Origin of the sequence: Georgenia satyanarayanai (genome assembly GCF_023715365.1) — a bacterium.
In the GTDB taxonomy this organism is placed as follows: domain Bacteria; phylum Actinomycetota; class Actinomycetes; order Actinomycetales; family Actinomycetaceae; genus Oceanitalea; species Oceanitalea satyanarayanai_B.
Genome location: NZ_JAMBNZ010000001.1, coordinates 264,880 through 285,790, shown reverse-complemented (window position 1 = coordinate 285,790; position 20,911 = coordinate 264,880). Strand labels below are relative to the sequence as shown.

The window sequence follows — 20,911 nt, the reverse complement described above, 5'->3', positions numbered from 1 at the left end:
GGAACCCGTTGGCTGACCGCCGACTCGATGTGCTGAGAGCGATCGTCGAGGACTACGTCCACACGCGTGAACCGGTGGGCTCCAAGGCCTTAGTCGAGCGCCACTCGCTCGGTGTCTCACCGGCGACGATCCGCAACGACATGGCCGTCCTGGAGGAGAGCGGGTACATTCACCAGCCGCACACCTCCGCCGGACGTGTGCCCACCGACAAGGGCTACCGTCTCTTCGTGGACCAGCTGTCCACCTTCAAGCCGCTGTCCGCCGCCGAGCGGGGCGCGATCCAGCACCTCCTCGAGGGCGCCGTCGACCTCGACGACGTCGTCGAGCGCACCGTGCGCCTGCTCGCCCAGCTCACCCACCAGGTCGCCGTCGTCCAGTACCCCTCGCTGCGCACCGCCGCGCTGCGGCACGTCGAGCTCGTCCCGCTCTCCGAGCACCGGCTGCTCGTCGTCATCATCACCGACGCCGGGCGCGTGGAGCAGCGGGCGTTGGAGGTCGACACCCCGCTCGACCTCGGCGTCATCGCCGAGCTGCGCGCCCGCATCAACGCCGGCAGCATCGGGCGCCGCGCCGCCGACATCGGCTCCGCGCTCGAGCACACCTCGAACCGCTTCGCCCCCGAGCACCGCCCGCTCGTCGCGCGCGTCGTCGAGGCGCTCACCGAGACGCTTCGGATGGACGCCGAGGAGCGCATCGTCATGGCGGGCACCGCGAACCTCGCCCGCTCCGACGTCGACTTCTCCCGCACCATCGGTCCCGTCCTCGAGGCCCTCGAGGAGCAGGTGGTCCTCCTCAAGCTGCTCCAGGAGATGTCCGAGGACGACGCCGTCGCCGTGAGCATCGGCGAGGAGAACCGGCACGAGTCGCTGTCCGAGGCATCGATCGTGGCGACCGCCTACGGTGGGGGGAGTGGCGAGGGGGTGGCCCGCCTCGGTGTGCTGGGCCCCACGCGCATGGACTACCCCTCGGCCATGACCTCCGTGCGGGCCGTGGCCCGTTACCTGTCGCGGATCCTCGCCGGCTGACCGGCCCCCGACACCCGCCCGAAGAACCCCCACAGGAAGTGACCTGGTGAACGACTACTACGAGATCCTCGGCGTGCCGCGTACCGCGACGCAGGAGGAGATCAAGCGCGCCTACCGCAAGCTGGCGCGCAAGCTCCACCCGGACGTCGCCGGGCCGGAGGCCGAGGACCAGTTCAAGGAGGTCGGCCGCGCCTACGAGGTCCTGTCCAACCCCGAGAAGCGGCAGATGTACGACCTCGGCGGGGAGTCGGCGCTCGGCGGCAACGGCGGGGGCGGGGCCGGCTTCGGCTTCTCCGACATCTTCGAAACCTTCTTCGGTGCGGCCGGCGGCGCCAGCCGCGGCCCCGCGCCGCGTGGCCGGCGCGGCCAGGACGCCCTCATCCGCCTCGAGGTCGAGCTCCGGGACGCCGTCTTCGGCGTCGAGGAGGAGGTCCAGGTCGACACCGCCGTCCTGTGCGGCACGTGCAACGGCACGTGCACCCGCCCGGGCACGAGCGTGCAGACCTGCGCCGTGTGCCACGGCCGCGGCTCGGTCCAGCGGGTGGCCCGCTCCTTCCTCGGCAACGTCATGACGACCTCGCCCTGCTCCGCCTGCGGCGGCCACGGCACGACCATCCCCGACCCCTGCCCCGAGTGCTCCGGCCAGGGTCGCGTGCGCAACCGCCGCACGATTCCCGTCTCGGTGCCCGCGGGCGTCGACACCGGCAACCGGATCAAGCTGACCGGCAGCGGCGAGGTCGGCCCCGGCGGCGGCCCCGCCGGCGACCTCTACGTTGAGCTCCGGGTCCGTCCCCACCCCGTCTTCGCCCGGCGCGGCGACGACCTCTACGCCCGCGTCGAGGTCCCGATGACCGCCGCCGCGCTCGGCACCGTCCTGCACCTCGAGACCTTCGACGGCCCCGAGGAGATCGACATCGCGCCGGGCACCCAGCCCGAGGAGGTCATCACCCTCGAGGGCCTGGGCGTGGGTCGCCTCAACGGCCCCGACCGCGGCGACCTCAAGGTCCAGGTCGACGTCGAGGTCCCCACGGCCCTGGACGACCGTCAGCGCGAGCTCCTCCTCGAGCTCGCCACGCTCCGCGGGGAGGAGCGGGCCGAGCCCCGCCTCACCCCCGCGTCCAACGGCGTCTTCTCCCGCCTGCGGGACCGCTTCTCCGGCCGCTGATGAGCGCGCCCGTCTTCCTCGGCGACCCCGCCGACCTGGCGACGGCGCGGGCCGGGACGGTCCTCACCGTCCGCGGCCCCGAGGCGCGCCACGCCGTCTCGGTGCGGCGCGTGCGGCCCGGTGAGGTCGTCGACGTCGTCGACGGCGAGGGCACCCGCGCGCGCGGGGAGGTCACCACCGCCGCGGGGGAGGAGCTCGCCGTCCACGTCACCGAGCTCACCCGCGAGCCCGCGCACGGGGTGCGGCTCGTCCTCGTCCAGGCCCTGGCCAAGGGCGGGCGTGACGAGCAGGCCGTGGAGACTGCCACCGAGGTGGGGATCGACGCCGCCCTGCCGTGGCAGAGCGAGCGCTGCGTGTCCGTGTGGGCGGGGAAGAAGGCCGCCAAGGGGCGCGAGCGCTGGCAGGCCGTCGCGCTCGCCGCGACCAAGCAGTCCCGCCGCGCCCGCCTGCCGGAGGTCGAGGAGCTCGTCGTCGGCAAGCAGCTGCTCGCCCGGGTCGCGTCCGTCGTCGACGGCGGGGGCGCCGTCGTCGTCCTCCACGAGGAGGCGACCGTGCCGTTGTCCACCGTCGCGCTGCCCGACGCGGGCGAGGTGCTCCTCGTCGTCGGCCCCGAGGGCGGCCTGAGCCAGCGGGAGGTGGCGGACCTCACCGAGCGGGGCGCCGTCGTCGTCCGCCTCGGCCCGCACGTCATGCGCACCTCGACCGCCGGTCCGGTGGCCGCCGCGCTCCTGGCGGACCGCCTCGGCCGCTGGTCCTGACCGTCCCCGACCGTCGCCCGTCCCGGCCCGCGGCGGATCGGGAAGTTTCGGGTGGACCTCGCCGTTATGCTCGTGCGTACGTTGTCACCCACCCAGGAGGAACCGGGGCCGCGCCCCTGCCCATGCCACACAGCGACGACGCGTCCCGACAGGGCGCGATGCTCCAGCACCAGATCACGATCCCCGACGACGTGCCCATGGTCTTCCTCCTCGGCCAGCGTGACGAGGTCCTCCGGGCGGTCGAGTCGGGCTTCCCCGCCGTCGACATCCACGTCCGCGGCAACGTCGTGTCCTTCGCCGGCCCCGCCGGTGACGTCGCGCTCGCCGAGCGGCTCGTCGACGAGCTCGCCGAGGTCGCCCGCAGCGGGCAGGCGCTGACCGCCGACGCCGTCGAGCGCGCCATCCGCATGCTCACCGCGCCCACGGCCGAGCGGCCCGCCGACGTCCTCACGCTCGACATCCTCTCCAGCCGCGGCCGCACCATCCGGCCCAAGACGCTCGGGCAGAAGTCCTACGTCGACGCGATCGACGATCACACCATCACCTTCGGCGTGGGCCCGGCCGGCACCGGCAAGACCTACCTCGCCATGGCCAAGGCCGTGCACGCCCTGCAGTCCAAGCGCGTCAACCGCATCGTCCTCACCCGCCCCGCCGTCGAGGCGGGGGAGCGGCTCGGGTACCTGCCCGGGACGCTCAACGACAAGATCGACCCCTACCTGCGGCCGCTGTACGACGCGCTCCACGACATGCTCGACCCCGAGTCGATCCCCAAGCTCATGGCCGCGGGGACCATCGAGGTCGCACCGCTCGCCTACATGCGCGGACGCACCCTCAACGACGCCTTCATCATCCTCGACGAGGCCCAGAACACCTCGCCGGAGCAGATGAAGATGTTCCTCACCCGGCTCGGCTTCAACTCGCGCGTCGTCGTCACCGGTGACGTCACGCAGGTCGACCTGCCCAGCGGCACGGCCTCCGGGCTGCGGGTCGTGGAGGGCATCCTCGACGGCATCGAGGACGTCGCGTTCTGTCGCCTCACCTCGGCCGACGTCGTCCGCCACCGTCTCGTCTCGGAGATCATCGACGCCTACGAGCGCTGGGACGCCGGACCGAGCGGTGCCAACCGCGCCCAGCGACGGACCGGCGCGCGCCGGGAGGGACGAGCATGAGCACCGAGGTCGCCAACGAGTCCGGCCACGAGGTCGACGAGGCGGAGTTCTCCGCTCTCGCGAGCTACGTCCTCGAGCAGATGCACGTCCACCCCCAGGCCGAGTTGTCGATCATGTTCGTCACGACCGACGTCATGACCGAGCTCCACGTCAAGTGGATGGACGAGCCGGGCCCCACCGACGTCCTGTCCTTCCCCATGGACGAGCTGCGCCCCGGCCGGCCGGGCGAGGAGCCCGTCGAGGGCATGCTCGGTGACATCGTGCTGTGCCCCGAGGTCGCCGCCGCGCAGGCCAAGACCGCCGGCCACAGCACCGCCGAGGAGCTCCTCCTCCTCACGACGCACGGCATCCTCCACCTCCTCGGCTACGACCACGCCGAGCCCGAGGAGGAGAAGGAGATGTTCGCGCTGCAACGCCAGCTGCTGCTCACCTTCCTCGCCGAGCGCTGAGATGGACGGACTGCTCTCCGACATCCCCGAGTGGTGGCTGCTCGTCCTCGCGCTCGTCATGCTCGTCCTCACCGCCGTGCTCGTCGCGGCCGAGGCGGCGCTGCGGCGCATCGGGCGGACCGCGCTCAGCGAGCTCCAGGTCGCCGGCCGGCCGCGCGCCGGCCGCGTCGAGCAGCTCGCCGACTCCCGTGAGGCGGCGCTGCCGGCGCTGGCCCTGGCGCGCGTCCTCGCGGAGATGACGACGGCGGTCGCCCTCACGCTCGTCGTCGCCGACCTCGTGCCCGAGTGGTGGCAGGTGCTGCTCACCGCCGTCGTCGTCACCGCGCTGCTCGTGGCCGTCGTCGCCGGCTCGGGGCCGCGGCGCCTGGGCACCCGCCAGCCCGGCCGCGTGCTGCACGCGCTGCTGCCCCTCGTCGGCGTCGTCCTCGCCGTCACCCGCCCCGCCGTCGCCGTCGCCCGGGCGCTGACACCCAAGCCGACGCTCACGGAGGCCGAGGCGCGCGAGGAGGCCGCCGAGGACCTGCGCGACATGGTCGACCGCGTGAGCCAGTCCGAGCAGCTCGCCGACGAGGAGCGCTCGATGCTCCAGTCGATGTTCGAGCTCGGCAGCACCCTCGTGCGCGAGGTCATGGTGCCGCGCCCCGACATGGTGACGATGGACGCGGACCGGCCGCTCACCAAGGCGCTGGCCCTGTTCGTGCGTTCCGGCTTCTCCCGCGTGCCGGTCGTCGGGGAGTCCGTCGACGACGTGCGCGGCATCCTCTACCTCAAGGACGTCCTGCGCCGCACCCACATGCGGCCCGACGCCGGGTCCGACCTCGTCGAGTCCGTCGCCCGCGAGGCCGTCTTCGTGCCCGAGACGATCCTCGTCGACGACCTCCTGCGTGACATGCAGGCGAAGAACTTTCACATCGCGATGGTCGTCGATGAGTACGGCGGCATCGCCGGCCTCGTCACCATCGAGGACCTCCTCGAGGAGCTCGTCGGTGAGCTCACCGACGAGCACGACCGTGCCGAGCCCGTCGTCGAGGAGCTCGACGGCGGCCTCGTGCGGGTGCCCGCGCGGCTGCCCGTCGACGAGCTCGGTGAGCTCTTCGGGCTCGAGCTCGACGACGACGACGTGGACTCCGCGGGCGGCCTGCTCGCCAAGGCACTGGGCAAGGTCCCGATCCCCGGGGCCGAGGTCGAGGTCGCCGGCCTGCACCTGCAGGCCGAGCGTGCCGGCGGACGACGCCGCCAGATCGCCACCATCCTGGCGCGGGCCGTCGAGGCGCCCGAGCCCGACGAAGAGGACGAGAGCTCATGACGTACTCGTGGCCCGAGGGCTTCCGAGCGGGGTTCGCCTCGCTGGTCGGACGCCCCAACGCGGGCAAGTCGACCCTGACCAACGCGCTGGTCGGCCAGAAGGTGGCCATCACCTCCGGCCGTCCCCAGACCACCCGGCACGCGGTGCGCGGCATCGTGCACCGCGAGGACGGACAGCTCGTGCTCGTCGACACCCCCGGCCTGCACCGCCCGCGCACCCTGCTGGGCGAGCGGCTCAACGACCTCGTGCGCGACACGATGAGCGAGGTCGACGTCGTCGTCTTCTGCCTACCCGCCGACGAGAAGATCGGTCCCGGTGACAAGTTCATCGCCCGTGAGCTCGCCGAGCTGCACACGCCCGTCGTCGCCGTCGCGACGAAGAGCGACAAGGTGAGCCGCGAGCGGCTGGCCGAGCACCTCCTGGAGATCGACGCGCTCGGGGAGTGGGCCGAGATCGTGCCCGTCTCGGCCAAGCGGGGGGAGCAGGTCGGCGTCCTCGCCGACGTCCTCCTCGGGCAGATGCCCGAGTCCCCGCCGCTGTACCCCGAGGGGGAGCTCACTGACGAGCCGGAGCTCGTGATGATCGCCGAGCTCGTCCGCGAGGCCGCCCTCGAGGGCGTGCGTGATGAGCTGCCGCACTCGCTGGCCGTCGTCGTCGAGGAGATCGTCGAGCGCGAGGGCCGCAAGGACCTGCTCGACGTGCGGGTCAACCTCTACGTCGAGCGGGACTCGCAGAAGGCCATCGTCATCGGCCGGGCCGGCTCACGCCTGCGCGAGGTCGGCACGCGCTCGCGCCGAGGTATCGAGATGCTCCTCGGTACGCGGGTGTACCTCGACCTCCACGTCAAGGTGGCCAAGGACTGGCAGCGCGACCCCAAGCTCCTCCACCGCCTCGGCTTCTAGCCTGCCCCCGCCGCCTGGGCTCTAGCCCCGCCCCCGCCCGCCTGGGACGCACATCCGGTCATCTCGACGCCCCTCCCGCCATCTCCCGGAGTACCGGAGGGGCGTACCAGTCGAGCGGGGCGCGGTCAGTGGCGGGTCCGGGCCGGGCCCGCCAGGAGCTCGGCGACCGGCCGCAGGTCCGCTCGGACGTTGCGTGGCACAGCGGCGAGGAGGCGGGCGAAGGCCGCGGCGGGATCGTTCAGCTCGCCCCTGGAGAAGCGCAGGACGACCGTGCCCGGGACCTCCCGCATGAGATCCTCGCGACGCTTCTCGGCCACGACGGTCGCGGAGGACTCCCCGACGCTGGAGACGAGTCCGCTGCCGGGCAGGTACTTGAGCTCGCCGTCGTACTCGAGGAGCACCGTGATGAACGTGACGGTGCCGTCGGGCAGCGAGACCCGCCAGCGCCAACCCAGGTCCGCGTAGAACGTGCCGCCGCGGGTGCGGACCTGCAGCTGCGTGGTGGGCGGCGGAAGCCCGCGGGAGACGGCGATCCACCGCAGCGCGGTCTCCATCGGGGACTCCGAGTACGGATCCGCAGCCTGGATCACCGCGCGGGCGCGTCGTCGGCCGTGGCCGCGTCCCTGGCCCACGAGTCCGAGCAGACGATCGCGCAGGTACTCGACGGCGTCCGCCTGGTCGGTCCGTCTGAAGCGGTTGGCACCGACGAGGGCGCGCATCCCGCTGTCCGCCACCACGAGCGCGTCCCGGGGGTGCATCCGTCGTGCACAGTCGACGATGGTGCGCTCGATCGTCGTGACGCGCAGGTCGCTCACCGTCGTCACGTCCTTCGGTGCGAGCTCGGCGCGGTGGCGTCTGAGTGTGTGCGCCCCGTGCGCGTTCGGCCTGGACCGCTGGGTCACCTCCGGCACCTCCGGCACGGACCAGAGCCACAGCCCGTGGAGCAGCGCCGCCGACGCGTGGCTGAACACCGCCCCGTTCCGCAGCCTCCGTCCGGCCGAGGCGATCATCGCCAGCGCACGCTCCTCGTCCCTTGCCCACCCGGTCGTCGCCGTCGGTGCCGGGACGAGCGCCCCGCGGCGGACGACGGCGAGCTCACCGGCCGCGATGGCTGCCCTGGCGGCACTGCGGCTGAGCTCGGAGCTCAGGTAGGCCGTGGGCACCGTGCGGGGCGTGATCTCCAGTCCCATGTGTTGATGCTGCGTCCGCGGGCGGACGGCGGCCGGGACACAACTGCGCCCTGGGGACTCACCTTCCCGCGCGCCGCACTGTGGAGCACCGCGCCTTCGCCCCGTCCTCTCGGTCGCACCTCCGGTACTCCTCGACGTGTCCGCAGGTGCTCCTAGCCGACGAGAGGTGCGTCCCAGACGTGGGGAGTGGGGGCCGGTGACCGGCGGGCATGCGTCTACCCTGGCTCGGTGAGGTCGTGGAGAGTCGCCGTGACGGTGGTCGCGGTTCTGCTGTTCGGGCTCATCGGCACCGTCGCGGGCCCGGGCTGGCACCCGCAGCCGCTGGATCAGACGCTCGTCGTCCAGACCCCCGACGTCGCCATCGGCGGTGACGTCGCGACCGACCCGCTCGGCACCTACGAGACCCGCACCGAGACCTTCACCGTCGAGCTCGACGGCGCCACCGTCCGGGCCACCGTCCACGAGCCCGTCGGCGCCCCCGGCCTGCGCCCCGGCCTCGTCTTCATGCACGGCGCCGGCACCGCCACCCACGACAACTTCTGGCAGATCAGCGAGGCGCTGGCCAGCGCCGGGGTCGTCGCCATGGTCCCGGACAAGCGCATGGACACCTACAGCGCGCGCTACCGCGACTACCCGGCGATGGCCGAGGACTACATGCACAGCTTCCGGGAGCTCGCGGCGCGGCCCGGCGTCGACCCGGACCGGGTGGGCTTCTACGCCGAGAGTGAGGGGGCGTTCGTCGCCCCGGTCGCCGCGGCCGAGCACCCCGAGGTCGCTCACCTCGTCCTCGTCTCCGCGCCCGTCGTCCCGGCACGCGAGCAGTTCGCCCTCGCCACCGACACCTACCTGCGCAACCTCGGTGCCCCCGAGCAGCTCCTGCGGGCGGTGCCGCGGCTGCTCGGCAGCGAGATCCCCGGCGGCGGATTCGTCTACGCCGACTTCGACGTCAGCCCCTACCAACAGCGCACGGATCAGCCCGTCCTCATGGTCTACGGCACGCAGGACGTGTCGATGCCGGTGGTCCAGGCGCCCGCCAAGGTCGTCGCCGACCTCGCCCGGACCGGTAACGACGGCTACACGGTGCGGTACTTCGAGGGCGCCAACCACGGCATCCGCATCGACGGCGAGCTCGCCCCGGGCTTCCCGGAGGTCCTGGCCCGGTGGGTGCAGGGGCTGCCCGAGACGGCGGACGCCCAGCCGCGCATCGCCGGCGGTCAGCCCGACCAGCGCTTCCGCGCCGAGCCGGTCGACAGCCCCCGCTGGTACGCCTCGGGCGACATGATCGTCCTCACCCTCGTCGGCCCGCTCGTGCTCCTCGCCCTCGGGCCCGTGCTGTGGCTGCTCACCCGGCTCGTGCGTCGCCCCAGCGAGCCGCTGCCCTCGCCCCTGGCCCGGACCACCGCGGCGCTCGCGATGGGCGTGCTCGCCGTGTGGACGCTCTTCGTCTCCTACCTCCTCGTCGTCGCGGACCTCGCGCTCAACTACGAGACCAACGACTTCGCCGTCCAGGGCGGTTGGCTCGGGGTGCAGGCCGTTGCCATCGGGACGACGGCGGTAGGGGTCTGGTCCGCCACCACGTGGCTGCGCGTGCGGCGCGGCGGCGTGCGCACCGGGACGGTCGGCACGATCACGCTCGTCGGCGTCCACCTCGGGGCGCTCGTGCTGCTCCTCGCCGCCGGCTACTGGGGCGTCTTCCCCACGGTCTGGTGACCGCGGGGCGCTCCGCGCTCCCGTAGGATCCCCCTCGGAACAGCGAGAGGAAGCGGATGCAGATCCACTGGGGCGTGGCCACCGACGCGGGCGGCCGACGCCAGGCGAACGAGGACTCCGTGCTGGCGCAGCCTCCCGTCTTCGCCGTCGCGGACGGCATGGGCGGGCACGCGCGCGGCGACATGGCCAGCCGCACGGTGGTCACCGAGCTGGAGGGCCTGACCCGCTCGGACCGGCCGCTGCGCCCGGAGGACGTGTCCGCCGCCCTGGTCCGCGCCGGCGAGCGGATCCGCGACACGATGGCGGGGGAGGACGCGGTGGCCGGCACGACGGTGGCCGGCGCGATCCTCACCGAGGAGGACGGGCAGCCCTTCTGGCTCGTCTTCAACGTCGGTGACTCCCGCGTCTACCGCTGCACCGCCCAGGACCTCGAGCAGGTGAGCGTGGACCACTCCCTCGTCCAGGAGATGGTCGACTCCGGCACGATCAGCCGCGCCGAGGCCCGCCGCCACCCCCAGCGCAACGTCATCACCCGGGCGGTCGGCACCGGCAGCGTGCCCGAGATCGATTTCTGGATGCTCCGCGCCGGTGGCCCGGACCGGCTCGTCCTGTGCAGCGACGGCCTCTTCGGCGAGCTCGACGACGGCGAGATCGCCGAGATCGTCTCCTCCGCCGCCCACCCGCACGAGGCCGCCGCCACCCTCCTCGACCGCGCCGTCCAGGGCGGGGGCGCGAACGACAACGTCTCCGTCATCGTCGTCGCGGCCGGCGGTGACGACGCTGTCGACAGCACCGAGCGGCGCGCCGGCGAGGACCACGGGTCCACGATCCCGCGCGCCGAGGCAGGAGCCGGTCGATGACGGCGCACGAGTACCAGACGGGCGGCTGGACGGCGCTCGTGACCGACGGCGCCCTCGCGCTGCTCCACCCCGGCGTGGCCGACGACGTCGCGCGCGAGCTGTGGCAGCTGACGACCACCGGGCGGCGCCTGGGCGCGTGGGTCGAGTACCTCGCCTCGCGGGGTATCGCCACGCTCCCGTCCTTTGCCATGGTCGAGGCCCACCCCGACGGCCTGCGCGTGCTCGTGCGCGGCGAGGTCGACGTCGAGATCGCCGGCCGCACCGTGTCCGCCCGCGGCTACGCGACATGGCGCGAGGAGGTCGTGCCCGCGGCCACCGACGTCACCATCCGCGCCGCGGCCGACGACGGCGGGTGGCTGCCCCTCACCGGCGGCATCGTCCGCGCCGCCGCGGTGCGCCTCGCCGTGGACCAGGAGGTCCCCGCCGCGCCGGTCGAGGAGGAGGACGACGTCGAGCTCACCGTGGCCCGCATGCCCGCCCTGGCGGCAGCCGTTGCGGGCACGTCCGCGGCCACGCCCGCCGAGGCGGCTGACGCGGCCAGCGAGCCCTCCCCGACGGATGCCTCGGCCCAGTTCGGTCCGCCCGCGACCGGGCCCGCCGGCGCCGGCACCGCCGCCGGGACCGCAGCGGGCGCGGTCCGTGCCGACGAGGACACGGAGAACGCCGCGGCACCGGCGGCCGAGGCGCCCCCTGCGGCAGCCGATGCCGGCCTCACCGCGGCGCCCGCGCCGTGGGGCCTCGCGACGCCGCCCGGTGCACCGGCCGCCCCGCCGCTGGGCCAGGTTCCCGCTGGTGCGCCGCCTGCCATGCCCGCCTGGCTCTCCGGAGCCTCGCAGGACGAGCCGCCGGCACCGGCCGCCGTGAATGAGCCGGCACCCACCGACGACACGGCCGAGCCGGCACCGGCATCCGTTGCCGACGCGGCCGTGTCCGCTCCTGCCGCCGTGCCCGACGCCCAGAACGGCGGCGCTGCCACGCCCGCGGACGCCGCCGAGGAGGACCCCGAGGACTCCGACGACTACGACTTCCTCCTGTGGTCCACCGAGCAGGTCCAGGCCCGCGAGCAGACGCCGGCCACGCGGCCTGCGGCCCCCGAGCCGGAGCTGGACGACGTCGAGCCCGAGCCCGTCCCCGAGCCCGTGGACGACGGCGTCCACGCCGACCTCGAGGCCACCCGCGAGCCGGAGCCCGAGGAGCACGGCGGGACGACCGGCGGCATCATCGACTCCGTCCCCGGCCGCCTGCGCCCCGCCGGCCCCCCGCCGCCCGCCCCGGCTGCGCTGCCCACGCCGCCGGCCGCGCCCGTCGGCGTTCCGGTCGACCTGCCCCCGCCGCCACGCACCGACGACGGGGACCACGACGGCGAGACGATCCTCGCCGCGGACCTGCCGATCACCGACGTCGAGATCGCCGTGGAGACGGTCGAGCGCCCCGCGCCGCTGCTCGAGCTCGTCCTGTCGACCGGGCCGCGCATCGAGCTGGACCGCCCGGTCCTCCTCGGCCGCGCGCCCGAGGCGGCGCGCTTCGCCGGCACTGAGGTGCCGCGCCTGGTCAGCGTCTCCAACCCGGAGCGCGACATCTCCTCCACCCACGCGGAGATCCGGCCGGCGGGCGGGCACGTCGTCGTCACCGACCTCAGCTCGACGAACGGCACGGTCGTCCACCGCCCCGACCAGCCCCCCGTACGGCTGCAGCCGGGCACGGGCGTGCCCGTGGGGGCGGGGGCCGTCATCGAGCTCGGCACCGGCGTCACGGTCACGGTCGAGCGACCCGAGGGCGCGCAGTGAGCCCACGGCGCCAGCCCGCCCCGGCGCCGGAGCTGCCGGGATACACCGTCGAGCGGCTGCTCGGCTCCGGCGGCTTCGCCGACGTCTACCTGTACTCCCAGCGCATGCCGCAGCGGCAGGTGGCGATCAAGGTCCTCACCCACGAGGCGACGCGGGACCAGCCCCGGGAGCAGTTCGCCGCCGAGGCCAACCTCATGGCCCAGCTGTCGACGCACTCCTCGATCGTCACGATCTACCACGCGGACACCGCCGCCGACGGGCGCCCCTACCTCGTCATGCAGTACTGTCCGCTGCCCAACCTCGCCGAGCGCGTCAAGGTGCGGCCCCTCGGCGTGCCCGAGGTGCTCGGCATCGGGGTGCGGCTGGCCGGCGCCGTCGAGACCGCCCATCGCGCGGGCATCGTCCACCGCGACATCAAGCCCGCCAACATCCTCACCACCGAGTACGGGCGTCCGGCGCTCACCGACTTCGGGATCGCCGGGCTCACCGGCGCCGACGAGTCCGGTGGCGTGTCGATCCCGTGGGCGCCGCCCGAGGCCGTCGAGGGCCAGTCCGCCGGGGTGGCGGGCGACGTCTACTCCCTCGCCGCCACGCTCTACACCCTCCTCGCGGGCCGTTCGCCCTTCTCGCGGCCCGGCGGCCCGAACTCGCGCCTCGACTTCACCATGCGCATCAAGCGCGACCCGGTGCCGCCGATCGGGCGCACCGACGTCCCGGCCTCCCTCGAGCAGCTCCTCGCGCGTGCCATGGCGAAGTCGCCGGCCGCCCGGCCCACCAGCGCGCTCGAGCTGGCGCGCGCGCTCCAGGTCGTCGAGCAGGAGCTGCGCCTGGCGATGACGGACATCGAGGTGCCCGACACCTCGTGGCTCTCACCGGCAGCCCCCAGCCGCGACGACTCCGACGAGGGTCGCACCGTCGTGCGGGCCGTCACCGAGGTCGACCCCACCGGCGCACCGCCGCCGCCGTCGCCGGCGGACGACGAGCCGCACACCGTGCTGCGTCCTGTCCGCGACGCGTGGGGGCCGCAGGACCTCACCGAGAGCACCCGCAGCCGCCGGGCCGTCGCCACGGACGCCGACGACGCTGCCCCCGAGCGCGGTCGTCCCGGGCGGCGCTGGGTGGTCGCGGGGGCCGCGGCCGCCGTCGTCGTCGCCGGCGGGATCGTCGTGGCGGGTCAGCTTCGCGGGGAGGAGGTGCCCGAGCCGGCGCCGACCTCGACCATCGGCACGGTCGTCCTGCCGGACGTCGTCCCCGCCCCCGTGGACCTCAGCGGGGAGCGGGTCAACGACGGCCAGGTCGAGTTCAGTTGGACGGCGCCCGACGTGCCCGGGGAGCTCAGCTACTCGTGGGTGCGGACCGACGGGAACAAGGTCGGGGAGAGCCAGCCGGTGGACGAGCCGCCGCTGGCGCTCGAGTCCGGCGGGCGGGTGTGCGTCGAGGTGCGCACGATCACCGAGCAGGGCATGGTCTCGGCCGAGCGGGCCGAGGCGTGCGTCGAGTGAGGGAGACGATGAGCGAGGACAGCACGCTGCAGCTGGAGTTCTGCGGGGAGTGGTTCCCCATCTCCCGCGACGAGCCGTTCTACGTCGGGCGCGAGGGCGCCCTCGAGATCGACGACAACCCCTACCTCCACCGGCGCTTCCTGCGGATCGCCTTTGTCGAGGACCTGTGGTGGATCGAGAACGTCGGCGCCCGGCTGTCGGCGACCCTCGCCGACAGCGAGGGCAACACCCAGGCCTGGCTCGCGCCGGGCGCGCGCCTGCCGCTCGTCTACGCCGGCACGACGATCCTCTTCACCGCCGGGCCCACGACCTACGAGATCAACCTCGTCAACCCCGACCCGACCTTCGCACCCGCCAAGGCCGAGCCGGTCCACGTCGGGGACACGACGATCGGGCCGGTCGCCCTCACCGAGTCCCAGCACCTCCTCGTCCTCGCGCTGGCCGAGCCGGTGCTCTCGGGCCGGGGGAGCGCGGCGATCCCCACGTCCGCGCAGGCCGCCGAGCGGCTGGGCTGGGCGCTGACGAAGTTCAACCGCAAGCTCGACAACGTCTGCGACAAGCTCGACCGCAACGGCGTCCGGGGCCTGCGCGGCGGCCCCCAGCAGCTGGCGGTCAACCGGCGCGCGCGGCTCGTCGAGCACGCCGTCGCCTCGCGCATCGTCAGCGCCGACCAGCTCCCGGGGCTGGACCAGGAGAAGGCCCGCAACTCCGCGGGCTGACGGGGGAGTTCTCCCCATGGCCGGACAGCGCTTGCACGTCTCGCCTTTGCTAGTCTGCGGAGCGGCGCCGGGGGCCTGGTGAGGCCGCCGGAGCGCAGCATGCCTCCACACACGACGTAGGGCGGGACACGTGCGACTCGGACGCGGGCGAAACAGTGGTGCCGACGTGCCAGACGTCCCCACGGGCCGGCGCTCACGCCGGGCCGAGCCGATCCCTCAGCGCAAGGGCCGCCCCGCGGACCCGAAGCGGCGCCAGCGCGTCGTCTCCACCGCGACGGTCACCGTCCTCGGTGCGGGCCTCGTCGTCGCCGGCGTCCTGTACGACGGCGTCGCCACGGCGGACGTCGACCTCAACGACGGCGGCGTGTGGGTGACGAGCCAGGAGCACATGCGCCTGGGACGCCTCAACAGCCAGGTCCAGCTGCTCGACGGCGGGCTCGCGGCCCGCAGCGCGAGCTTCGACGTCCTCCAGGACGGCGGCCACGTCTTCCTCGTCGACGAGGGCACCGGCGTCCTCCAGCAGGTCGACCCCGCCACGGTCCTCACGACGACCACGGTGTCCCTGCCCGGCCCCCGCCAGATCGAGATGGACGGCGAGACCCTCGCCGTCCTCGACTCGCGCAGCGGCCAGCTCCACACCGCCCCCGTCCTCGGCGCCGGCGGGCTCGCCGATGAGGAGCGCGAGCCCACCGTGGGCCTGGGCGCCAACGCCGTCATCGCCGTCGGGGTGGACGGGACCACCTACGGCGTCTCCCCGAGCGACGCCACCCTCGTCACCGTCCCCGCCGGCTTCGACCCCGAGGGTGAGGAGGAGCCCGCCGTCGCCGAGCTCGGCATCGACCCCGAGCGCCTCACCGACGCCGAGATCCAGGTGAGCGCCGTCGGCGACGAGCCGGTCGTGCTCGTCAGGGACGAGCAAGACCGCGTCACGCTCCTGCGCCCGGAGACCGAGCCGCTCGAGCTGGCCGACCTCGCCGACACCTCCCAGGTGGCCCTCCAGGCGCCCTCCGACGCCGCCCGCGACGTCGTCCTTGCCGCCCGCGACGGCCTCGTGCGCGTCCCGCTCGGCCGCGGAGAGCCGACCGTGGACCCCGTCTCCCAGCCGGGCACGCCGACCGAGCCCGTCGTCGTCGCCGGCTGCAGCCACGGCGCGTGGGCCGGCGCCACCGGCGTCTACCAGTCCCGCTGCGGCAACGGCGAGGTCGCCGAGCAGCCCATCGACAAGACCCTCACCGACGCGAAGCTCGTGTTCCGCGTCAACCGGGACGTCGTCGTCCTCAACGACCTCGTCGCCGGCACCGTGTGGCTGGTCAAGGACGCGATGGAGATCGTCGAGAACTGGGACGACGTCGTGCCGCCGCAGGCCGCGAGCGATGACGAGGAGGAGTCCCAGCAGCAGATCGAGGAGCAGCTCCCGCTCGACCGCGAGCAGGAGAACCGCGACCCCATCGCCCAGGACGACGAGCTCGGCGTCCGCGCTGGGTCGACGACCGTCCTGGAGGTGCTCGCCAACGACACCGACCCCGACGGCGACCTCCTCACCGTCGCCTCCTTCGACGCGCCCGCGGAGTCCTTCGGCACCGTCCGCCCGATCATGGGGGGCCGCGCCCTGCAGATCGCCGTCGCCGACGGCGCGAGCGGGGCCTTTGCGATGCGCTACTCGGTGAGTGACGGGCGCGGGGGAGAGGCCGAGGCCGTCGCCCGCGTCACCGTCGTGCCCGCCGAGGCGAACCGGCCGCCCGAGCAGGTCCGCCCGGCCGCCCTCACGCTCGTGTCCGGCGCCACCGGCAGCGTCAACGTCCTCGACACCGTCATGGACCCCGACGGCGACGAGCTCGTCGTCGTCGGCGCGACCGCCAGCACCGACGACATCGTCCGCTTCACCCCCGACGGCGCGGTCACGTTCGTCGACTCCGGCGTCACGCCCGGCATCAAGCCGGTGGCGATCGAGGTCTACGACGGCACCGACACCGCCGAGGTCGAGCTGGACGTCGACGTGCGCCCGGCCGGCGCGCTGCCGCCCACGCCCGTCTTCGACTTCGTCACCGCGATCGCCGGCCAGGAGACCGTCGTCGAGCCGCTCGCCAATGACACCGACCCGGGCGGCGAGGCCGAGCCGCTGCGCCTGGCCGACGTCCAGCAGGTGCCGGGCGCGACCGTCGTGCCCGACTACGACGCCGGTGCGTTCCGCTTCTCCGCGGACGCCGCGCAGACGTACTACCTCACCTACATCGTCGTCAACGACGCCGGTGCCTCCGCCACCGGCCTCATCCGTGTCGACGTGCGCGAGCCGGCCGAGGCGGCGCCGGTCGCCGTCCAGGACGTCGGCCTGCTGCCGGCCGGTGGCCAGGTGCTCGTCGACGTCCTCGCCAACGACGAGGATCCGAGCGGTGAGCTGCTCGCCGTGCGGCAGGTCGACGTGCCGGAGGGCTCCGGCCTCACGGTCGCCGTCCTCGAGCACCGCATCCTCAAGATCACCGCGAGCCAGGACGTCCAGACGACCCAGCGCCTCACCTACGAGGTGTCCAACGGCCAGTCCAGCGCCACCGGTGAGGTCGTCGTCATGCAGGTCCCGCCGGACGCGCTCGTCCAGCCGCCGGTCGCCCAGGCTGACGTCGCCAACGTCCGCGCCGGGGACTTCGTCACGATCCCCGTCCTGTCCAACGACTCCCACCCCGCGGGCCTGGAGTTCGAGCTGGACAGCGAGCTCGTCGAGGAGCCGCAGGCCGGGCACCTCTTCGCCTCGGGCGACACGCTGCGCTTCCGCGCACCGGAGCAGCCGCAGACGATCAACGCGGTCTACGAGGTCGTCGACGAGTCCGACCAGCGCGCCTCCGCCCAGGTGACGATCTACGTCCAGGCCGACGACGGCGAGCGCAACGCCCCGCCGCAGCCGCTGCCCGTCGAGTCGCGCGCCTTTGCCGGCGAGCGGGTGCGCATCCAGGTGCCGCTCTTCGGCATCGACCCCGACGGCGACTCCGTCCAGCTCCTCGGCGCCGACCGCGCGCCGACGAAGGGCCGCATCGTCGAGGTCGGGCCCACGTACATCGACTACGAGGCCTACTCCCGCTCGACCGGCACCGACACCTTCACCTACGCCGTCCGCGACCGGATGGGCACCTACGCCTCGGCGACGGCGCGCGTCGCCGTCGTCCCGCCGCCCGAGCTGAACCGGGCGCCGCAGGCCCTGGACGACGAGGTGACCGTGCGGCCGGGCCGCGTCGTCGACTTCGACCCGATCGTCAACGACACCGACCCCGACGGCGATCCGCTCTACCTCGGCGACCCCGCCGTCGACGAGGTCGAGGGGCTCGAGGTCGAGCAGCTCGACAGCGGCCGCCTGCGCATCACGACGCCCGAGCAGGAGGGCACCTTCGCCCTGCCGTACCACGTGAGCGACCAGCGCGGCGGGACCTCGACGGGCATCATCACCGTCCGGGTCGACGCCGACGCGCCCCTCCAGGCACCCGTCGCCGTCGACGACCTCGTCCGGGCCATCACGATCCTCGACCAGGAGCGGGTGACGATCCCGGTCCTCGACAACGACTCCGACCCCGACGGCAGCCGTGAGGACCTCACGGTGGGCCTCGAGGGCTCCCCGGAGAACGCGACCGTCGTCGGCGACGAGATCCAGGTCGACGTGCTCGCCTCGCGGCAGGTGCTCACCTACTCGGTGACCGACCTCGACGGCCTCACGTCCTACGCCTTCGTCGACGTCCCCGGCCTGGAGGACTCCGGCCCGGTGCTGCGCACCGACGTCGACCCGATCGTCGTCGCGACGGGGGAGACCCGCGAGCTCGAGCTCGCGGACTACGTCATCGCCCCGAGCGGCAAGGAGGTGCGCCTCACCGACGCCGACAAGGTGCGCGCGACGAACTCCGACGGCAGCTCGCCCGTCGTGGGCCCGACGACGCTCACCTTCACCTCCGCGCCCACCTACGCCGGGCCGGCCACCATCACCTTCGAGGTGACCGACGGCCAGAGTGCCGAGGACCCCGCGGGCCTCACGGCCGTGCTCACCCTCGACATCACCGTCGAGTCGACGGAGAACACCCCGCCGACCTTCGACGGCGCAGCGGTCGAGGTCGTGCCCGCGGAGGGGCCGGTCGAGCTCAACCTGCGCCAGCTGTCGGAGGACCTCGACACCGGGGACTTCAACCAGCTGCGTTACGAGCTCGTCGGTGTGCCCGATGGCGTCGACGCGAGCCTCGACGGCCCCAACCTCACCGTCTCCGCGCCCGTGGACACCCCGCGCGGCACGGCCGGCAACATCGAGATCACCGTCTCCGACTCCAAGGCCGAGCCGGTCCCCGGCGTCATCGAGGTGACGGTGACGGCGTCGAACCGCCGCCTCGCGTCGGTCAACGACGTCGACCTCGGTGAGATCGAGCAGGGCGAGTCGGAGTCGGTCGACGTGCTCCAGGGCGCCTTCAACCCCTTCCCTGGCGAGCCGCTCATCGTCGTCGGCGCGCGCAGCGAGACCGGCGGGCCGGAGCCCGTCACCGACGGCGGCACGGTCACGGTGACGGCGGGAGCCGAGTTCGTGGGCCGGGCCGCCGTGCGCTACACCGTGCAGGACGCGACCGGTGACCCGCTGCGTGACGTCGAGGGCCGCATCTCCTACTCCGTCATCGGGGTCCCCGAACGCCCGGCGCCGCCGCGCGTGGAGGAGGTGCGCGACGAGACCGTCGTGCTCACCTGGTCCGCGCCCGCGGACAACGGTGCGCCGATCACCGGGTACCGCGTCGAGGCCGACGGCGTGAGCCAGGAGTGCCCGACGACCACCTGCACCATCGGCGGGCTCACCAACGACGTCGAGTACACCTTCACGGTCACCGCGGTCAACAAGGTGGGCGACTCCGAGCCCTCCGGCCCGTCCGCGGTCGCGCGACCCGACGTCAAGCCCGAGCGGCCCGGGGCGCCCACGCTCACCTTCGGTGACGGCCAGCTCGAGGTCGCCTGGCAGACCCCGGTGAGCCGCGGCTCGGACGTCACCTCCTACGACCTGCAGATCGCGCCGTCCCCCGGTGGCGGGCAGATCTCGGTGAGCGGCAACTCCCACACGTGGACCGGCCTGCGGAACGGCCAGTCCTACACCGTGCGCGTACGCGCCCACAACGACGCCCCCGACCCCAGCGAGTGGTCGGAGTGGTCGGCGCCCGAGGTGCCCGCCGGCAAGCCCGAGGCGCCGGTCGCGCCGGTCGCCCAGCGCGTCGACTCGCCCGTCAACGCCCAGATCACCGCCTCGTGGACGGCGCCGGCGAACAACGGGGACGCGATCGCGTCCTACGACGTCGTCATCCGTCGCGACGGCTCCGCCTTCAAGTCCTTTTCCCTGCCCGGCGGCCAGACCTCCTTCACCGAGGACGCGCCCGCCGGCAGCGACTACACCGTGACCGTGGCGGCGAGGAACAAGGCCGGGACCGGCCCGGTGAGCCCCCCGTCCGCGTCGGTGCGGTCCTTCCTCCAGCCCGACCGGGTCCCCAGCGTCACGGCCGAGGCGACCGGGGCGGACGGTCAGGTCCAGCTCCGCCACCAGAACCCCGCCGACAACGGTGACCCCGTCCGCCGCTTCGAGGTGCGCATCAACGGCGGTGGCTGGAGCCAGCTCGCCTCCACCAAGCTCATCACCGGCCTCAACGACGGCTCGAGCTACACCTTCTCCGTGCGCGCCTGCAACACCTACTGCGGGGAGGGCAGCCCCGCCTCGGCGGCCGCCGTCCCCTTCGGGCCCTTCGGCCAGGCGACGATGTCCGGGCAGCGGCACGGCGCCCACAACACGTACATCGACACCGTCTCCGAGCAGCCGGGTGCGACGTTCAGCTGGACCACGCCCGACGGCAACGGCCGCGAGGTGACGAGCATCCAGCTGAAGATCGACAACGGCGGCTGGGAGAACGTCCCGCCCAACGGCAGCCGCAAGATCAGCGGCGACTGGGGCACCACCTACCAGGCCCAGATCCGCGTGAAGCGGGCCGACGGCCAGGAGCGCACCGCGAACGCCTCGGTGCGGACGATCGACGCGCCCGTGCGGCGCCCGCCCCCGCCCCCGCCGGACCCGAGCGTCCGGATGATCAGGGGTGACAGGGTGAACAACTCCCAGTGCAACGACGCCAACTGCGCGTACCTGAAGTTCTCGTGGGCGGACATGCCTCAGGGGACCTACACGGTGCGGTTCACCGCCAGCAGTGAGCCCGGCGACGGTCACTGGCGGACCTACACGAGAACGCTGTCGGGATCAGGGTCGTGGCAGAGCCCGACCTTCCGAGGTTCCCCCAACGGCACCGCCAACCCCGACACGGTCGGTGTGTGTGTCACCGGCAACGGTGTCAACGCGTGTCACTCCATCAGATGGGCGAAGTAGTACAC

14 protein-coding genes are annotated in these 20,911 nt (G+C 73.6%); 13 read left to right on the top strand and 1 reads right to left on the bottom strand.

Translation table 11 applies throughout. The features are described from left to right. The first annotated feature begins 8 nt into the window (after positions 1–8). From hrcA to era, 7 genes are all read left to right on the top strand, one after another. Positions 9–1,025: a heat-inducible transcriptional repressor HrcA gene (gene hrcA, locus M3148_RS01275; protein ID WP_251302832.1), complete on the top strand. Its 1,017-nt coding sequence runs from the start codon at positions 9–11 to the stop codon at positions 1,023–1,025. A 46-nt stretch (positions 1,026–1,071) separates the two neighbouring features. Next, positions 1,072–2,190 (top strand): molecular chaperone DnaJ, encoded by a 1,119-nt coding sequence (gene dnaJ, locus M3148_RS01270; protein ID WP_251302831.1) that lies wholly within the window; start codon positions 1,072–1,074, stop codon positions 2,188–2,190. Then, on the top strand, positions 2,190–2,948 hold the full coding sequence (locus tag M3148_RS01265; RefSeq protein WP_251302830.1) for a 16S rRNA (uracil(1498)-N(3))-methyltransferase: 759 nt from the start codon (positions 2,190–2,192) through the stop codon (positions 2,946–2,948). Before dnaJ ends, M3148_RS01265 begins: the two co-directional genes overlap by 1 nt. A gap of 158 nt (positions 2,949–3,106) precedes the next feature. Further along, entirely contained in the window at positions 3,107–4,117 is a 1,011-nt protein-coding gene (locus M3148_RS01260) for a PhoH family protein (protein WP_440136882.1), read from the top strand. Then, complete coding sequence (gene ybeY, locus M3148_RS01255) at positions 4,114–4,566, top strand: rRNA maturation RNase YbeY (protein WP_251302828.1); 453 nt, start codon at positions 4,114–4,116, stop codon at positions 4,564–4,566. Before M3148_RS01260 ends, ybeY begins: the two co-directional genes overlap by 4 nt. Position 4,567: 1 nt before the next feature. Next, on the top strand, positions 4,568–5,872 hold the full coding sequence (locus M3148_RS01250) for a hemolysin family protein (protein WP_251302827.1): 1,305 nt from the start codon (positions 4,568–4,570) through the stop codon (positions 5,870–5,872). Beyond that, complete coding sequence (gene era / locus M3148_RS01245; protein ID WP_251302826.1) at positions 5,869–6,774, top strand: GTPase Era; 906 nt, start codon at positions 5,869–5,871, stop codon at positions 6,772–6,774. Before M3148_RS01250 ends, era begins: the two co-directional genes overlap by 4 nt. A 125-nt stretch (positions 6,775–6,899) precedes the next feature. Here the strand turns inward: era and M3148_RS01240 are convergent, their stop codons facing one another. Continuing rightward, on the bottom strand, positions 6,900–7,964 hold the full coding sequence (locus tag M3148_RS01240) for a type IV toxin-antitoxin system AbiEi family antitoxin domain-containing protein (RefSeq protein WP_251302825.1): 1,065 nt from the start codon (positions 7,962–7,964) through the stop codon (positions 6,900–6,902). 228 nt (positions 7,965–8,192) lie between these two features. Between M3148_RS01240 and M3148_RS01235 the strand changes: the two genes are divergently transcribed. The 6 genes from M3148_RS01235 (at position 8,193) to M3148_RS01210 (ending at position 20,906) form a co-directional block, all read left to right on the top strand. After that, positions 8,193–9,674: an alpha/beta hydrolase family protein gene (locus M3148_RS01235; RefSeq protein WP_251302824.1), complete on the top strand. Its 1,482-nt coding sequence runs from the start codon at positions 8,193–8,195 to the stop codon at positions 9,672–9,674. Between the two features lie 56 nt (positions 9,675–9,730). After that, positions 9,731–10,534 carry a PP2C family protein-serine/threonine phosphatase gene (locus M3148_RS01230; protein ID WP_251302823.1) on the top strand — a complete coding sequence of 268 codons (804 nt, stop codon included), beginning with the start codon at positions 9,731–9,733 and terminating at the stop codon, positions 10,532–10,534. Next, positions 10,531–12,321, top strand: coding sequence for an FHA domain-containing protein (locus M3148_RS17685; protein ID WP_285882613.1), 1,791 nt, complete (start codon positions 10,531–10,533; stop codon positions 12,319–12,321). The genes M3148_RS01230 and M3148_RS17685 overlap by 4 nt, the downstream gene beginning before the upstream one ends. Further along, positions 12,318–13,823 carry a serine/threonine-protein kinase gene (locus M3148_RS01220; RefSeq protein ID WP_251302822.1) on the top strand — a complete coding sequence of 502 codons (1,506 nt, stop codon included), beginning with the start codon at positions 12,318–12,320 and terminating at the stop codon, positions 13,821–13,823. Before M3148_RS17685 ends, M3148_RS01220 begins: the two co-directional genes overlap by 4 nt. A gap of 8 nt (positions 13,824–13,831) precedes the next feature. Beyond that, positions 13,832–14,542 carry a hypothetical protein gene (locus tag M3148_RS01215; protein WP_251303004.1) on the top strand — a complete coding sequence of 237 codons (711 nt, stop codon included), beginning with the start codon at positions 13,832–13,834 and terminating at the stop codon, positions 14,540–14,542. 166 nt (positions 14,543–14,708) lie between these two features. Next, a complete protein-coding gene (locus tag M3148_RS01210) occupies positions 14,709–20,906 on the top strand; it encodes an Ig-like domain-containing protein (protein WP_251302821.1) in 6,198 nt (2,065 codons plus the stop codon). Positions 20,907–20,911 lie beyond the last annotated feature (5 nt).